The organism is Cupriavidus mimosae (assembly GCF_023952485.1).
Taxonomy (GTDB): Bacteria; Pseudomonadota; Gammaproteobacteria; order Burkholderiales; family Burkholderiaceae; genus Cupriavidus; species Cupriavidus taiwanensis_C.
Genome location: NZ_JALHRY010000006.1, coordinates 305,841 through 320,729 on the forward strand (window position 1 = coordinate 305,841; position 14,889 = coordinate 320,729).

Sequence of the window (14,889 nt, forward strand, 5' to 3'; positions counted from 1 at the left end):
GGTGGAAGATGGCCGCGGCCCAGCCTGACGACCCGGCCATGGCATTTCCCGGACCCACAAAAAAGGAAGGAGGAAACCATGCCGTACGCTGCCGACCCCCATACATCTTCCGCCGAGCCGCAGCCCCGGTTGCGCGCCACCCCACCCTGGCGCCAGCGCCGCGGCAAGCTGGCCCTGGCGGCGCTGGCGCTGACACTGGGCGCCTGCGGCGGCGGCGACGATACGCCCCCGCCGCCCCCGCCGCCCACGGTCACGCCTACCGCCGGCTGCGAGCTGGACGGCAGCACCGGCGGCCAGGCCGTGGTGCTGCCGGGCGACCCCAACGCGCCTGAGCAGGCGACCGGCTATGCGCCCAAGGTCACGGTCTACAGCAAGACCTATATGGCGGTGACCAACAACCCGGTCTCGACCAAGGCGGCATGCGACGTGCTGAAGGCCGGCGGCACCGCGATCGACGCCGCCGTGGCGGCGCAGATGGTGCTGAACCTGGTCGAGCCGCAATCGTCCGGCATCGGCGGCGGCGCCTTCATCCTGCATTACGACGCGACGACCCGGCAGGTCACCGCCTACGACGGCCGCGAGACCGCACCGGCCGCGGCTGACGAAAACTACCTGCGCTGGAAGTCCACGGCCGACCAGACCACGCCGCTGCCCAATGCCGTGCGCAGCGGCCGCTCGATTGGCACCCCGGGCACGCTGCGCGTGCTCGAGCTGGCTCACCGCGACTACGGCAAGACTGCCTGGAAGGAACTGTTCGCGCCGGCGATCAAGCTGGCCACCGACGGCTTTGCGATCCCGCCGCGCATGGCCGCCGCGATCTCGGACAGCGCCACTGTCGCCAATATCAAGCGCGATCCGGAGATGGCCGCCTATTTCCTGAATCCGGACGGCACCCCGCGCGCGGTCAACACCGTGCTGCGCAATCCCGCGCTGGCGACGGTCTTCACCGCCGTCGCCGCGGGCGGCGCCGACGCCTTTTACAAGAACGGCCCGATCGCCCAGGCCATCGTCGCCAAGATCCAGACCACCTACGACGGCAACACCACGCCGGGCGTGACCACGCTGGACGACCTGGCCAACTACCAGGCCAAGAAGCGCACGCCGGTGTGCACCACCTACCGGCAGTACGAGGTCTGCGGCATGCCGCCGCCGTCATCGGGCGGGATCGCGGTGGCGCAGATCCTGGGCATCGTCGAGAACTTCGACATGGCGGCGCAAAAGCCCACGCTGGTCGACCAGAACGGCGGCCGCCCGAGCGTGCTGGGCGTCCACCTGATGGGCGAGGCCGGCCACCTGGCCTATGCCGACCGCAACAAGTACGTGGCCGACACCGACTTCATTCCGTTGCCCGGCGGCACCTCGGACACCATGCTGAACAAAGCCTACCTGAGCCAGCGCGCCAGCCTGATCAGCACCACCGGCTCGATGGTTACGCCGGTGGCGGCCGGCAACCTCGGCGACGTGCCGCTGGCGCCGTCGATGGTGGAGGAGCGCGGCACCACGCACCTGTCGCTGCATGACAAGTACGGCAACGTGGTGGCGATGACGACCACCATCGAGTCGGGCCTGGGCTCGTACCACATGACCAACGGCTTCCTGCTCAACAACGAGCTGACCGACTTCAATGCCGATCCGGCGCCGGGCGGGGTGCCGGTGGCCAACCGGCTGCAGCCGGGCAAGCGCCCGCGCAGCTCGATGGCGCCGACGCTGGTGTTCAGGCGCAATGGCGACGGCTCGCGCGGCGACTTCTACATGACCACCGGTTCGCCGGGCGGCGCCACCATCATCCAGTACGTGGCCAAGACGCTGGTGGCTGCGCTGGACTGGGGCATGGATGCGCAGCAGGCGGTGTCGATGATCGACTTCGGCGGCTCCAACGGCGCCGGCTCGGCCATGATCGTCGGCGGCGAGCACCCCAATGTCGACACCAGCACGCCGGCCGGCGGCCTGCCGGGCGACAACGACCCGCTTGTCAAGGGCCTGCGCAACCTGGGCCACACCGTCAATACGGCGGCGCAGTCCAGCGGGCTGAGCGCCATCATCCGCACCACCATCGGCGGCTCGGCGGTGCTGGTGGGCGGTGCCGATCCGCGGCGCGAGGGCGTGGTACTGGGGGATACGTTCAAGCCCTGACGAAGTCGCGGCAAAAAAAAAGGGGCCCCGCGGGGCCCCTTTTTTTCGATGCCAGGACGCCGGTCCTTACATCACCATCATGTTGGCGTTCAGGTTGTGCATGATCCACAGCGAACCCGCCACCACGATCACCAGGATCAGCGCCGTGAACAGCAGCGCGATCACGTTGCTGCGCTGTTCGGACGAAGAGTCCAGGTGCAGGAAGTACTTCAGGTGCACGATCATCTGGACCACGGCCATGCCGAGGATGGTCCACAGGATGGTGCCCTTGTCCATGGTGCCGTCCATCACGATCTTGAACGGGATCACCGTCAGGATCACGGCCAGGATGAAGCCGATCGCGTAGCCCTTGAAGCTGGCGTGGCTGCCAGCGTGGCTGTCGTGCGCGTGCGAGTCGTGGGCGCCGTGCGCCGCCGGTGCGTTGTGTTGTGCCATCACAGATGTCCCATCAGGTAGACCACGGTAAACACGCCGATCCAGACCACGTCCAGAAAGTGCCAGAACAGCGACAGACACATCAGGCGCTTGCTCAGCGTCGGGGTGATGCCCTTCTTGCCGAGCTGCCACATCAGCACGATCATCCACAGCATGCCGCTGGCGACGTGCAGGCCGTGGGTGCCGACCAGCGTGAAGAACGACGACAGGAACGCGCTGCGGCCGGGGCCGGCGCCTTCGGCGATCAGGTGGTGGAACTCGTTGATTTCCATCGCCATGAACGCCAGGCCCAGCAGGAAGGTAATGCCGAGCCAGGTCTGCACGTGCTTGAGGCTGCGGTTCTGCAGCGAGATCATCGCCATGCCGTACGTGATCGAGGAGAACAGCAGGATGAAGGTCTCCACCAGCACGTAGTTGAGCTCGAACAGCTCCTTCGCCGACGGGCCGCCTGCCAGTTCGCCGCGCAGCACGGCGAAGGCCGCGAACAGTCCGGCGAAGATGATGCAGTCGCTCATCAGGTAGATCCAGAAGCCATACACCGTATTGGCACTGGTATCGTGGTGCGCATGGTCATGGCCGTGCGCGCCGGCGTGAGCCGGGGCGCCTGCCTGCGCGGGGATGCGGTCTAGGACTTGAGTCGACATGGTTCTCAGGCTTGCGAAGCAATGCGCTGCAGATGGCGCGTTTCGATCTGCTCGACCTCGGTGGCCGGCACGTAGTAGTCGATATGGTCGTCGTTGCTGCGGTGGATGAACGCCCACACCATGCCCACCAGGCCAACGATGGCCAGCCACCAGATATGCCAGGTCAGGGCAAAGCCGAACACCAGGCTGAAGGCGCCGATGATGAAGCCCGCGCCCGTGTTCTTGGGCATGTGGATCTTCTCGTAGCCTTCGGTCGGCAGGGTCTCGCCGCGTGCCTTCATGTCGGCGAACGCGTCCAGGTCACGCACCACCGGGGTGTGCGCGAAGTTGTAGAACGGCGGCGGCGACGAGGTGGCCCACTCCAGCGTGCGGCCGCCCCACGGGTCGCCGGTCACGTCGGCCAGCTTTTTGCGGTCGCGGATCGACACCACGATCTGCAGCACCTGGAAGAAGATGCCCAGCGCGACGAACACCACGCCCACCACGGCCAGGTACAGCCACGGCGTCCAGGCCGGGTTGTCGGTATGGTTCAGGCGGCGGGTCATGCCCATCAGGCCCAGCACGTACAGCGGCATGAAGGCGAAGTAGAAGCCCACCAGCCAGCACCAGAACGAAGCCTTGCCCAGGCGCTCGTTCAGCTTGAAGCCGAACGCCTTCGGCCACCAGTAGGTGATGCCGGCCAGGTAGCCGAACAGCACGCCGCCGATGATCACGTTGTGGAAGTGGGCGATCAGGAACAGGCTGTTGTGCAGCACGAAGTCGGCCGCCGGCACCGCCATCAGCACGCCGGTCATGCCGCCGATCACGAAGGTGATCATGAAGCCCAGCGTCCACAGCACCGGCGAGGTCATCTGCACGCGGCCGCGGTACATGGTGAACAGCCAGTTGAAGATCTTCACCCCGGTCGGGATGGAGATGATCATGGTGGTGATGCCGAAGAACGCGTTGACGTTGGCACCCGAGCCCATCGTGAAGAAGTGGTGCAGCCACACGATAAACGACAGCACCATGATCGCGGCGGTCGCGTACACCATGCCCTTGTAGCCGAACAGCTTCTTGCCCGAGAACGTGGCGATGACTTCAGAGAAGATGCCGAACGCCGGCAGGATCAGGATGTACACCTCGGGGTGGCCCCAGATCCAGATCAGGTTCACGTACATCATGGCGTTGCCGCCACCGTCGTTGGTGAAGAAGTGCATGCCGAGGTAGCGGTCCAGGCCCAGCAGCGCCAGGGTCACGGTCAGCACCGGGAAGGCGGCGACGATCAGCACGTTGGTGCACAGCGCGGTCCAGGTGAACACCGGCATGCGCATCAGCGTCATGCCAGGAGCGCGCATGCGCAGGATCGTCACCAGGAAGTTCACGCCGGTCAGCAAGGTGCCCAGGCCTGAAATCTGCAAGCTCCAGAGGTAATAGTCCACCCCTACGCCCGGGCTGTAATCAAGGCCCGACAGCGGCGGGTAGGCCAGCCAGCCGGTCTTGGCGAATTCACCGACGCCCAGCGAGATGTTGACCAGCATGGCGCCCGCCACGAACAGCCAGAACGACAGCGTGTTCAGGAACGGGAAGGCCACGTCGCGCGCGCCGATCTGCAGCGGCACGACCAGGTTCATCAGGCCGGTCATCAGCGGCATGGCCACGAAGAAGATCATGATCACGCCATGGGCGGTGAAGATCTGGTCGTAGTGCTCGGGCGGCAGCACGCCGGTGGCGCCATTGGTGGCGAGCGCCAGCTGGGTGCGCATCATGACCGCGTCGGCAAAGCCGCGCAGCAGCATGATCAGCGCCACCAGGCAGTACATCACGCCGATCTTCTTGTGATCGACGGACGTGAACCACTCGTTCCAGAGGTAGCCCCACTTCTTGAAATACGTGATCGCGCCCAGCAGCGCGGCACCGCCCAGGGCGACACCGGCCAGCACGACCATGATGATCGGCTCATGAAACGGAATCGCCGACAAACTCAACTTGCCAAACATCATTGCTCCCAGGATTACGCGCCTGCCGGCTGCGCGGCCGGCGTGGTCAAGGACAGCTGCTCTTCACCGAGGGTGTTGCGCGACGTGCAGATCGGGCCGCCCTTGAACCCGTCGGCGGCCAGTGCGGCACCGCCGTGGCCCATGTACTTGTGCAGGATGTTGTGGAAGAGCTGGTCTTCCACCTTGCCGTAGTACGTGACCGGCTCCTTCTCGCTGGGTTGTGCCAGCGTCTTGTAGCCGTCGACGCCCAGTTCGGTCGACGAAGCGCGAACCTTGGCCACCCACTGGTCGAACTCGTAGTTCGACATGGCGTCGGCCTTGAACTTCATGCCCGAGAAGCCGCCGCCGCTGTAGTTGGCGGACACGCCGTCATACGAGCCGGCATGGTTGGCGATCAGGTGCAGCTTGGTCTCCATCCCCGCCATCGCGTACACCTGGCTGCCCAGTTGCGGGATGAAGAACGAATTCATGATCGAATCCGAGGTGATCTTGAAGTTCACCGGGGTGTCGACCGGGAACGCGATCTGGTTGACGGTGGCGATCTTCAGTTCCGGATAGATGAACAGCCACTTCCAGTTCAGCGCGACCACCTCGATGGTGACCGGCTTCTTGTTCGATTCCAGCGGCTTGTACGGATCCAGGTCGTGCGAGGACTTCCATGTGATGATGCCCAGCGCGATGATGATCAGGCACGGGATCAGCCACACCACCACTTCGATCGCGGTCGAGTGCGACCAGTCCGGCTCGTAGCGCGCCTGGGTATTGGACGCGCGGTACTTCCACGCGAACACCAGCGTGAGCACGATCACCGGCACCACCACCAGCAGCATGAGCCAGGTGGCGATCAGGATGATGTTCTTGATGTCGACGCCGACCTGCCCTTTCGGGTCGAGCAGCGTCATGTTGCAGCCGGCCAGCAGGAGCAGGCCGAGGCAGGGCAGGAACCGCGTCCAACGCGGCAGTATGGGTTTCTTCATGTCACGACTGGTTTGGTTACACCGCGCTTTGGGCAAAAGCGTGGCTAAACCGCCTGATGCTCGCGCAAGAGGCGTGGGGCTATGGGAAAACCGGAAGGACGTGTCCTTAGCTGGCGTTGCGGTCGGGCGGCGGATCTAACGCCGGAGGACCATGCGGCCTTGCAACGCCATGAACACGGAAGGACAACTGACTGCGCGCGCTGCAGGCCCTGTGGGACCTTGCCGGCGCTGCGGCACCTGGTGGCCGAAACCGCGAACGGTCCCGGCTCAGTACAGCGGCCGGGTAGCGTTGGAATACGAGGCTTTTGCGCCTCCCGACGGACCTGCCGTTAGGGCAGGCGCGGTTTTCGGCCGGGGGGCGCAACACGTAAAACATCGTGGGCGCGACTGTACCGCAACGCAACATTAGGGGTAAACCCAACGCTACAGAACACACTGTTCATTTAAACGGACAATCCGCACATTGGTGCACCGCGCTGTCCTTGATCCACGTCAACACCACAAAAACGCAGGTAAATATGCAGAAAGCCGCGCTTTGCGCGGCTCTCCGGGGTGCGACACGGCACTGTGGCATATTGTCGCAGTGCCGCATACGACGCCGCGGCTCAGCCGTAACGGCGCGTGATCGATTCCGCGATGCACACCGGGCGCTCGCTGCCCTCGCGCTCGATCGTGACCTCCCAGGTGGACTGCGCGCCCACCAGTTCGGGGGATTTCGGCAGCGGGTCCAGGCGCTCGACCTTGAGCAGCTTGATGCGCGCGCGCAGCTTGCTGCCGACCGGCACCGGTGCAGTGAAGCGCACGCGGTTCAGCCCGTAGTTGACGCCGATCTTGGACGGCATGCTGAGCGCGTTGTGCATGAACTTGGGCAGCAGCGACAGCGTCAGGAAGCCGTGCGCGATTGGGCCGCCATAGGGCGATTCCTTTTTCGCACGCTCCACGTCGATGTGGATCCACTGGTGGTCGCCGGTGGCCTCGGCAAACTGGTTGACCTGCTGCTGGGTCACCTCGATCCAGTCGCTGACCGCGACTTCCTGCCCCTGCAGCCCTTCCAGTTCTTCCAGTGTTGCGATGGTACGCATGTCGATCGTCTCCTCGTGACGGTTAAGTGTGGTTAGGCGGGCCGGCGGCCGTACATGCCCATGCCCTTGACGGTGCACACCAGCTCGCCGCGCTGGTTGGTGGCCTCCCACTGGGTATGGACCACACCGCGGTCCGGCTTGGACTGCGACGGCCGGCTGTCGAGCACATTCAGCACGACGGTGAGCGTGTCGCCGGCATAGACCGGCTTGAGCCAGCGGATCTCGTCGACGCCGGGCGAGCCCATGCTGGCCGACTTGCCGGTGGTGCTCAGCACCAGCAGGCGCATCATGATCGAGCACGTCATCCAGCCGCTCGAGATCAGCCCGCCGTAGATGCTGCTGGTGGCGGCTTCCTTGTCGATATGGAACGGCTGCGGATCGTACTGGCGCGCGAAGCTCAGGATCTCTTCCTCGGTGACGAGGTAGGAGCCCAGTTCACGGCGGCTGCCGACTTCAAAATCCTCGAAATACAGCATGGGGGTGTCTCCGTTGTGGATGCGGTTGACTTGTCCGCACGATCATCGCATGGCAGGCTGGCGCGCGCGTCCGTATTTGCCGAACCCGCCCCTAACAGCGCGCAAAGAAAAAAACCGCGCCTGGACTGCAGCGCGGTTTTGACTGGACTGGCCGGATCAGGCAGCTTCCTGGAACCCCGGCTGGGCGGCGAACCGGCCCAGGTGATGATCGACGTCGCCGAAGCTGGTGTTGATCATCGTCAGCCGCTTGAACATGTGCGCGGCCGGCAGTTCGTTGGTCACGCCCATGCCGCCGTGGATCTGCACCGCCTCCTGGCCCACCGTGCGGGCGGCCTGCCCTACGCGCGCCTTGGCGGCGGACACGTAGCGGCGGCGCTGCTCGGGCGTCGCCTCTTCAAATCGCGCCGCGGCCAGCAGCGTGATCGAGCGCGACTGCTCGGCGTGGATGAACATCTCGACCATGCGGTGCTGCAGCGCCTGGAAGCGCGCGATCGGCATGCCGAACTGCTGGCGCGTCTTGGCGTATTCCAGGGTCGCGGCGTTGAGCGTGTCCATCACGCCCACGGCCTCGGCACACAGCAGCACCGCGGCATAGTCGGCCACCTGCTCGACCAGCGCGAAGCCCTTGCCGGCTTCACCCAGCAATTGCGCGGGCGCGTCCTGGAAGGTGATATCGGCGGCGCGCAGGTTGTCGATGGTGCGGTAGTCCTTGATGCTGACGCCCGCGCCCTTGGCATCGACCAGGAACAGCGAGATGCCATCCTGGTCGGCATCGCCGCCGCTGCTGCGCGCCGACACGATCAGCCGGTCGGCCTGGCCACCATGCACCACCACGGTCTTGCGGCCATTGAGCTTGCCGTCGCGCGCGGTAACGCGGACGTTGTTCAGCTCATAGCGCGCCTGCGGCTCGTTGAAAGCCAGCGCCAGCTTCAGTTCACCGCCGGCCACCTGCTCCAGCAGCGCATCCTGGCCGCCGGCCAGGCCCAGCGCGTAGGCGCCCGCCACGGTGGCCAGGTAGGGCTCGACGATCAGGCCGCGGCCCAGTTCCTGCTGCACCACCATCATGTCCAGGGCCTTGCCGGCAAAGCCGCCCTGCGCTTCCGGCACCGGCAGCGCGGTCAGGCCGAGCTCGGCCAGCGCGCCCCAGGCGGCCTCGCCGTAGCCGGCAGCGCTTTCATAGCGCTTCTTGCGCTCCTCGAAACCGTAGTCCTTGTCGATGAAACGGCGGACGGCGTCGGCCAGCTGCTTCTGTTCGTCGCTGAGATTGAAGTTCATGATGCGTGTCTCCTCACAGCCCCAGAATCATCTGGCTGATGATGTTCTTCTGAATTTCGTTGGACCCGCCGTAGATGGAGGTCTTGCGATAGTTGAAGTAGTACGCCGCCAGTGGCGCGGCGTCGTCGTAGCCGGTCACCGCGTGCTCGGTCTCGCACTCCAGGTAGGGGGTGTCGAACGGCTGCGCGTACGGGCCGACGGCCTCGACCATCAACTCGGTCAGCAGCTGCTGGATCTCAGTGCCCTTGATCTTCAGCATCGACGCCTCGGGGCCGGGGCCCTTGCCCGCCGCTTCGCTCGACACCACGCGCAGCACGGTGATCTCCAGCGCCATCAGCTCGATTTCCAGCGCGGCCACCTTGGCGCCGAACACCGGATCCTCCAGCAGCGGCTTGCCGTTCTTCTGCTGCTGGCGCGCCACGCGCTTCAGGAAGCCCAGCTCGCGCTTGGAGTTGCCGACGCGGGCGATGCCGGTACGCTCGTGGCCGAGCAGGTACTTGGCGTAGGTCCAGCCCTTGTTCTCTTCGCCGACGCGGTTCTCGACCGGCACCTTGACGTTGTCGAAGAAGACTTCGTTCACTTCATGCTCTTCGTCGAGCATGATGATCGGGCGCACGGTGATGCCCGGGGTCTTCATGTCGATCAGCAGGAACGAGATGCCCTCCTGCTTCTTGGCCTCGGGATCGGTGCGCACCAGGCAGAAGATCATGTCGGCGTGCTGGCCGAGCGTGGTCCAGGTCTTCTGGCCGTTGACGATGTAGTGCTTGCCGTCGGACGTCAGTTCCGCGCGGGTCTTCAGCGAGGCCAGGTCCGAACCCGAGCCCGGCTCCGAATAGCCCTGGCACCACCAGTCGGTGCAGTCGAGGATGCGCGGCAGGTAGTACGACTTCTGCTGCTCGTTGCCGTACTTCATGATCACCGGCGCGACCATCGCCACGCCGAACGGCAGCACGCCGGGCGCGCCGACGCGGGCATTCTCTTCGTCCCAGATATGGCGCTGGGTGGCGTTCCAGCCGGTGCCGCCGTACTGCACCGGCCAGTGCGGCGCCGACCAGCCCTTGCCGGCGAGCAGCTTGTGCCAGCGCACCAGGTCGTCGCGGTTCGGACGGCGGTGGTTGAGAATCTTGCCGCGGATGTCCGCCGGCAAGTTGGCTTCGAGCCAGCTACGCACTTCCTCGCGGAAGGCGTCGTCGGACGCCGAGTAGTTGAGATCCATGCCCGTCTCCAGTGGTGCCGGCATGGCGCGGGCCGCCGGCGGTTTGTTCTGCCTGCGCGTCATGCGCCGACAGCAACGGGCACAGGACGCAATTCAGTGAGCCGTCTGCTTCAGCGCATCCGGCACCACGAGCGGAAAAGTATCGATGCCCTCCTCGGCCAGCGCCTGCACCTCCTCCGGCGAGGCCGAGCCGCGGATGCCGCGTTCCGGCGCCTCGTCATAGTGCATGCGCCTTGCCTCCTCGGCAAAGCGATCGCCAACGTCCTCGGTCTGCGCCAACACCTGCTTCACTGCTTTCATGTACAGCGCTTGCAGTGCCGCCGGCGCCGCGGCGGTTGCCGCTGGCTGCGCCGGCTTGACCGCAGCCTTCGGCGCGGTCGCGCCTGACAGGTTCAGGCGCGGCGCGCTCGGCAGTCGCGTCACGGCGTGATTGCCACAGACCGGGCATTGGACGAGGTCGCGCGCGATTTGCGACTGCGCCTCTTCCTCCGAGGCAAACCAGCCCTCGAAACGATGGTCATGCGCGCAGCGCAGGTCGAGCACCTTCATGATCTTTCCAGCCCGTCAAAAGCTATATTATCCGCGAATCCAAATTTTGTGAACGGTCGTGCTAAATTTTTTAGAACGACCGTTCGGAACTACTCAGCGGCGCCTTCGCGCGCCCGGTCACCGTTGTGCCGAGCCATACACCGGCATGGGCTGTTCGCCTGGCTGCCACGCACCAGAGATCACTTTTTCGAGCCAGAACGCGCCGATGATGGTCTTTACGTCGGTGATGCGGCCGCTGCGCACCCAGTCTATTACCTGCCCGGCCGGCGCGATGAAGGTTTCCAGGAATTCGCCGTCGTCGAGCTGTGCCTCGCCATGCGTCAGGTCGCGTGCCAGCAGGATATCGATGAATTCGGTCGAATAGGAAATCACCGGATGGATGCGCGTCAGGTAGTCCCAGCGCGTGGCGCGGTAGCCGGTTTCCTCGAGCAGCTCGCGCTCACCGCAGCGCTGCGCGCCTTCCTCGGGATCGAGCTTGCCGGCGGGGAATTCCAGCATCACCTCGCCGACCGGGTAGCGGAACTGGCGTTCCATCAGCACGCTGCCGTCGTCGAACAGCGGGATCATCATCACCGCGCCGGGATGGACCACGTACTCGCGCCCGGTCTGCTTGCCGTCGGGCAGCCTGACGATGTCCTGCTTGAGGGTAAGGAACTTGCCGCGATGGACGGTGGCCGACGCCACGCACACTTCCTTCAGTGCGTCGTCGCTCTCGTGGTTCGCGGACAGGCCTGCGGATGCGGCGGAAAGTTGGGTACCGCGTGGGATCTTGTCGGTCATGGACGCTCCGGATCAGGCAGGGCCCGGCGCCGACAAGACCGGCTTCAGGCCGTGCGGTGTTTGACGAGGTATTGCCAGGTGAAGCCGGGAAAGGCGAACACCAGCATCATGCAAGCGGTGATGGCGTAGAACTGCCAGCCCTGCGCAAACGTGCCGCCCAGGTTGGCTTCCACCGCAAAGCCGGCGGCGCCCGCCACCCCGAACCAGACAATCAGTTCAAGCAGGCGCAGCCACAGCGGCTTGCGCGCCTGCCGCAGCGGGATCACCACGAACAGGCGCTGGTTGACGAACGGCAGGTTCGCACAGACCAGTGCCAGCAGGATGACAAACCAGCCGCTTGCGGAGGCGCTCATTTTGCGTGGCGGATCAGGAACCCAGGGTCGAGCGGATGGCCTGGTAGCACAGGTTCATCAGCGCGGCCGGGAACAGGCCCAGCAGGATCACCGCGGCGCCGTTCACGCTCAGCATCGAACGCAGGCCGAAAGTAGCTTCCAGTTGCTCTTCGCCGGCAGGCGCATCGAAGTACATCAGCTTGACGATGCGCAGGTAGTAGAACGCGCCGATCAGCGAGAACAGCACCGCCACCACCGCCAGCCAGGTCATGCCGGCCTTGACCACCGCGTCGAGCACCGCCAGCTTGGCATAGAAGCCCACCGTCGGCGGGATGCCCGCCAGCGAGAACATCATCACCAGCATCAGGAAGGCAAACCACGGGTTGCGGCGCGACATGCCCTTCAGGTCTTCCAGGGTCTCCGCCTCGAAGCCCTTGCTGGTGCGCAGCAGGATGATGCCGAAGGTGCCCAGCGTGGTCAGCAGGTAGGTGACCGAGTAGAACATCGCCGAGCTGTAGGCATCGGCGGCACCGTCGGCCTTGTTGGCGACCACGCCCGAGAGCAGGCCCAGCAGCACGAAGCCCATGTGCGAGATGGTCGAGTACGCCAGCATCCGCTTCAGGTTGCTCTGCACGATCGCGGTCAGGTTGCCGATCGCCAGCGAGATGATCGACAGCACCACCAGCATCATCTGCCAGTCGCTGGCCAGCGGCAGCAGGCCTTCTACCAGCACGCGGATGAACAGCGCGAACGCCGCCACCTTCGGGCCACCGGCGATCAGCAGCGTCACCGCGGTCGGCGAGCCCTGGTAGATGTCCGGAATCCACATGTGGAACGGCGCGGCACCCAGCTTGAACGACAGGCCGGCGACGATGAAGACCACGCCGAAGGCCAGCATGGTGGTGTTGATGCGGCCGGACTCGACCGCGCGGAACACCTCGCCCAGGTTCAGCGAACCGGTGGCGCCGTACATCATCGAGATGCCGTACAGCAGGAAGCCCGAAGCCAGCGCGCCCAGCACGAAGTACTTCATTGCCGATTCGGAGGTCACGCGCGACTCGCGCCGCAGCGCCACCAGCGCGTACGACGACAGCGACAGCAGTTCCAGGCCCAGGTACAGGGTCAGGAAGTTGTTGCCGGTGATCATCACGATCTGGCCGCCTAGCGTGAACAGCGCCAGCATGTAGAACTCGCCGGCGAACATGTCGCGCTCGGCCAGGTAGCGGCGCGTATAGACCAGCGTGACGAACAGGCCGGCGGCGCAGAACGCCGACAGCACGTTGGCCATCGGGTCGATCACGACCAGGTTGGCAAATGCGTAGTGGGTCTCGCCGGTGGCGGCGTTGAGGCCGAACCAGGCGGTCAGCACCAGCGTGGTCAGCAGCGACAGCGGGTAGGCCACGCTCTGCCTGCCCTTGCCGCGGGCCAGGTCGATCCAGTTGATCGCGGCGATGGCGATCGCCAGGAAAATGATCGGCGCCACGGGGGCGAGTGTCGAGGACGGTTGCATGTTGATATCTCTCCCCGATTACAGCTTCGACTGCGCCGCGTGCTGCAGCAGGTTGACCACGGACGGGTGCATCACGTCGGTAAAGGGCTTCGGGTGCAGGCCCATGTACAGCGTCATCAGGGCCAGCAGGCCGAGCATGACGAACTCACGCGTGTTCAGGTCGGCCAGCTCGCGCACATGCTGGTGCACGACGTCGCCGAAGATCACGCGCTTGACCATCCACAGCGAGTAGGCGGCGCCCAGGATCAGCGCGGTGGCGGCCAGCAGCCCGATCCAGAAATTGAACTTGACCGCGCCCAGGATCACCATGAACTCGCCGACGAAACCGGAGGTGGCCGGCAGGCCGCAGTTGGCCATGGCGAAGAACACCGACAGCGCGGCGAACTTCGGCATGGTGTTGACCACGCCGCCGTAGTCGGCGATCTGGCGCGAGTGCACTCGGTCGTACAGCACGCCGATGCACAGGAACATCGCGCCCGAGATAAAGCCGTGCGAGATCATCTGCACGATGCCGCCTTCGACGCCGATGTCGCTGAAGATGAAGAAGCCCAGCGTGACGAAGCCCATGTGGGCGATCGACGAATACGCCACCAGCTTCTTCATGTCGGCCTGCACCAGCGCCACCAGGCCGATGTAGATCACCGCGATCAGGGAGATGGTGATGATGAACGGGGCCAGGTAGTGGCTGGCGTCAGGCGCGATCGGCAGCGAGAAGCGCAGGAAGCCGTAGGCACCCAGCTTCAGCATGATCGCGGCCAGCACCACCGAGCCGCCGGTCGGCGCCTCGACGTGGGCGTCGGGCAGCCAGGTGTGCACCGGCCACATCGGCACCTTGACCGCGAAGGCGACGAAGAAGGCCAGGAACAGCGCGATCTGCTCGTTCATCGACAGCTTGGCCTGGTGCCATTGCAGGATGTCGAAAGTGCCGGTCTTGTTGTACAGGTACAGCAGCGCGACCAGCGTCAGCAGCGAGCCCGCGAGCGTGTACAGGAAGAACTTGAAGGCCGCGTAGACACGGTTCGGGCCGCCCCAGACGCCGATGATGATGTACATCGGGATCAGCGTGGCTTCGAAGAACACGTAGAAGAGCATGCCGTCGAGCGCGCAGAACACGCCCACCATCAGGCCCGACAGGATCAGGAACGAGGCCATGTACTCGGCCACGCGCTCGGTGATCACTTCCCAGGCCGAGATCACCACGATCACGGTGATGAAGGCCGTCAGCACCACGAACCACATCGACAGGCCGTCAACGCCCAGCAGGTAGTGGATGTTGAAGCGCTCGATCCAGCTCGCCTTCTCGACGAACTGCATCGCCGCGGTGGCGCGGTCGAAGTTGAACACCAGCGGCAGCGTGACCACGAAGCTGGCGATCGAGCCGAACAGCGACATCCAGCGCACGAAGCCGGGGCTGCGGTCCGAGCCGAAGGCCAGGATCAGCAGGCCGAAAAAGACAGGCAGCCAGATTGAGAAAGACAGAACCATTTCTATGTTTTCCTTA

General features: G+C 65.0%; 14 protein-coding genes. 1 reads left to right on the forward strand and 13 read right to left on the reverse strand.

Annotated elements, in window-relative coordinates; all coding sequences use genetic code 11:
* The first annotated feature begins 78 nt into the window (after window positions 1-78).
* Window positions 79-2,133: a gamma-glutamyltransferase family protein gene (locus MKD50_RS14045; RefSeq protein ID WP_240073971.1), complete on the forward strand. Its 2,055-nt coding sequence runs from the start codon at window positions 79-81 to the stop codon at window positions 2,131-2,133.
* A 66-nt stretch (window positions 2,134-2,199) separates the two neighbouring features.
* Here the strand turns inward: MKD50_RS14045 and cyoD are convergent, their stop codons facing one another.
* The 13 genes from cyoD to MKD50_RS14110 form a co-directional block, all read right to left on the reverse strand.
* Window positions 2,200-2,568, reverse strand: a complete 369-nt coding sequence (gene cyoD / locus MKD50_RS14050; protein WP_115706428.1) for a cytochrome o ubiquinol oxidase subunit IV — start codon at window positions 2,566-2,568, stop codon at window positions 2,200-2,202.
* Window positions 2,568-3,212 carry a cytochrome o ubiquinol oxidase subunit III gene (cyoC, locus tag MKD50_RS14055; protein ID WP_018005463.1) on the reverse strand — a complete coding sequence of 215 codons (645 nt, stop codon included), beginning with the start codon at window positions 3,210-3,212 and terminating at the stop codon, window positions 2,568-2,570. The genes cyoD and cyoC overlap by 1 nt, the downstream gene beginning before the upstream one ends.
* 5 nt (window positions 3,213-3,217) lie before the next feature.
* A complete protein-coding gene (gene cyoB, locus MKD50_RS14060; protein WP_240073969.1) occupies window positions 3,218-5,191 on the reverse strand; it encodes a cytochrome o ubiquinol oxidase subunit I in 1,974 nt (657 codons plus the stop codon).
* Window positions 5,192-5,205: 14 nt separating this feature from the next.
* Window positions 5,206-6,168: a ubiquinol oxidase subunit II gene (cyoA, locus tag MKD50_RS14065; RefSeq protein ID WP_115706427.1), complete on the reverse strand. Its 963-nt coding sequence runs from the start codon at window positions 6,166-6,168 to the stop codon at window positions 5,206-5,208.
* A gap of 605 nt (window positions 6,169-6,773) precedes the next feature.
* Window positions 6,774-7,250 (reverse strand): MaoC family dehydratase, encoded by a 477-nt coding sequence (locus MKD50_RS14070; protein ID WP_115706426.1) that lies wholly within the window; start codon window positions 7,248-7,250, stop codon window positions 6,774-6,776.
* A gap of 32 nt (window positions 7,251-7,282) precedes the next feature.
* Window positions 7,283-7,726, reverse strand: coding sequence for a MaoC family dehydratase (locus MKD50_RS14075; RefSeq protein WP_115706425.1), 444 nt, complete (start codon window positions 7,724-7,726; stop codon window positions 7,283-7,285).
* A gap of 156 nt (window positions 7,727-7,882) precedes the next feature.
* A complete protein-coding gene (locus MKD50_RS14080; RefSeq protein ID WP_252667378.1) occupies window positions 7,883-9,001 on the reverse strand; it encodes an acyl-CoA dehydrogenase family protein in 1,119 nt (372 codons plus the stop codon).
* A gap of 13 nt (window positions 9,002-9,014) precedes the next feature.
* Window positions 9,015-10,217, reverse strand: a complete 1,203-nt coding sequence (locus MKD50_RS14085; protein WP_252667379.1) for an acyl-CoA dehydrogenase family protein — start codon at window positions 10,215-10,217, stop codon at window positions 9,015-9,017.
* A gap of 93 nt (window positions 10,218-10,310) precedes the next feature.
* Window positions 10,311-10,766 (reverse strand): DUF1178 family protein, encoded by a 456-nt coding sequence (locus tag MKD50_RS14090; protein WP_252667380.1) that lies wholly within the window; start codon window positions 10,764-10,766, stop codon window positions 10,311-10,313.
* 117 nt (window positions 10,767-10,883) lie between these two features.
* On the reverse strand, window positions 10,884-11,546 hold the full coding sequence (locus tag MKD50_RS14095; protein ID WP_240073965.1) for an NUDIX domain-containing protein: 663 nt from the start codon (window positions 11,544-11,546) through the stop codon (window positions 10,884-10,886).
* 44 nt (window positions 11,547-11,590) lie between these two features.
* On the reverse strand, window positions 11,591-11,899 hold the full coding sequence (locus MKD50_RS14100; RefSeq protein WP_115662595.1) for a DUF2818 family protein: 309 nt from the start codon (window positions 11,897-11,899) through the stop codon (window positions 11,591-11,593).
* A gap of 13 nt (window positions 11,900-11,912) precedes the next feature.
* The gene (nuoN, locus tag MKD50_RS14105) at window positions 11,913-13,388 is read right to left on the reverse strand and encodes an NADH-quinone oxidoreductase subunit NuoN (RefSeq protein WP_240073964.1); all 1,476 of its coding nucleotides are present in this window, start codon (window positions 13,386-13,388) and stop codon (window positions 11,913-11,915) included.
* Between the two features lie 18 nt (window positions 13,389-13,406).
* Entirely contained in the window at window positions 13,407-14,873 is a 1,467-nt protein-coding gene (locus tag MKD50_RS14110; protein WP_115706419.1) for an NADH-quinone oxidoreductase subunit M, read from the reverse strand.
* Window positions 14,874-14,889 lie beyond the last annotated feature (16 nt).

What these genes read in the sequence shown, in the direction of transcription:
- MKD50_RS14045 (WP_240073971.1), top strand. Translation starts at nt 79, where the DNA reads ATGCCGTACGCTGCCGACCCCCATACATCTTCCGCCGAGCCGCAGCCC.
- cyoD (WP_115706428.1), bottom strand. Translation starts at nt 2,568, where the DNA reads ATGGCACAACACAACGCACCGGCGGCGCACGGCGCCCACGACTCGCAC.
- cyoC (WP_018005463.1), bottom strand. Translation starts at nt 3,212, where the DNA reads ATGTCGACTCAAGTCCTAGACCGCATCCCCGCGCAGGCAGGCGCCCCG.
- cyoB (WP_240073969.1), bottom strand. Translation starts at nt 5,191, where the DNA reads ATGTTTGGCAAGTTGAGTTTGTCGGCGATTCCGTTTCATGAGCCGATC.
- cyoA (WP_115706427.1), bottom strand. Translation starts at nt 6,168, where the DNA reads ATGAAGAAACCCATACTGCCGCGTTGGACGCGGTTCCTGCCCTGCCTC.
- MKD50_RS14070 (WP_115706426.1), bottom strand. Translation starts at nt 7,250, where the DNA reads ATGCGTACCATCGCAACACTGGAAGAACTGGAAGGGCTGCAGGGGCAG.
- MKD50_RS14075 (WP_115706425.1), bottom strand. Translation starts at nt 7,726, where the DNA reads ATGCTGTATTTCGAGGATTTTGAAGTCGGCAGCCGCCGTGAACTGGGC.
- MKD50_RS14080 (WP_252667378.1), bottom strand. Translation starts at nt 9,001, where the DNA reads ATGAACTTCAATCTCAGCGACGAACAGAAGCAGCTGGCCGACGCCGTC.
- MKD50_RS14085 (WP_252667379.1), bottom strand. Translation starts at nt 10,217, where the DNA reads ATGGATCTCAACTACTCGGCGTCCGACGACGCCTTCCGCGAGGAAGTG.
- MKD50_RS14090 (WP_252667380.1), bottom strand. Translation starts at nt 10,766, where the DNA reads ATGAAGGTGCTCGACCTGCGCTGCGCGCATGACCATCGTTTCGAGGGC.
- MKD50_RS14095 (WP_240073965.1), bottom strand. Translation starts at nt 11,546, where the DNA reads ATGACCGACAAGATCCCACGCGGTACCCAACTTTCCGCCGCATCCGCA.
- MKD50_RS14100 (WP_115662595.1), bottom strand. Translation starts at nt 11,899, where the DNA reads ATGAGCGCCTCCGCAAGCGGCTGGTTTGTCATCCTGCTGGCACTGGTC.
- nuoN (WP_240073964.1), bottom strand. Translation starts at nt 13,388, where the DNA reads ATGCAACCGTCCTCGACACTCGCCCCCGTGGCGCCGATCATTTTCCTG.
- MKD50_RS14110 (WP_115706419.1), bottom strand. Translation starts at nt 14,873, where the DNA reads ATGGTTCTGTCTTTCTCAATCTGGCTGCCTGTCTTTTTCGGCCTGCTG.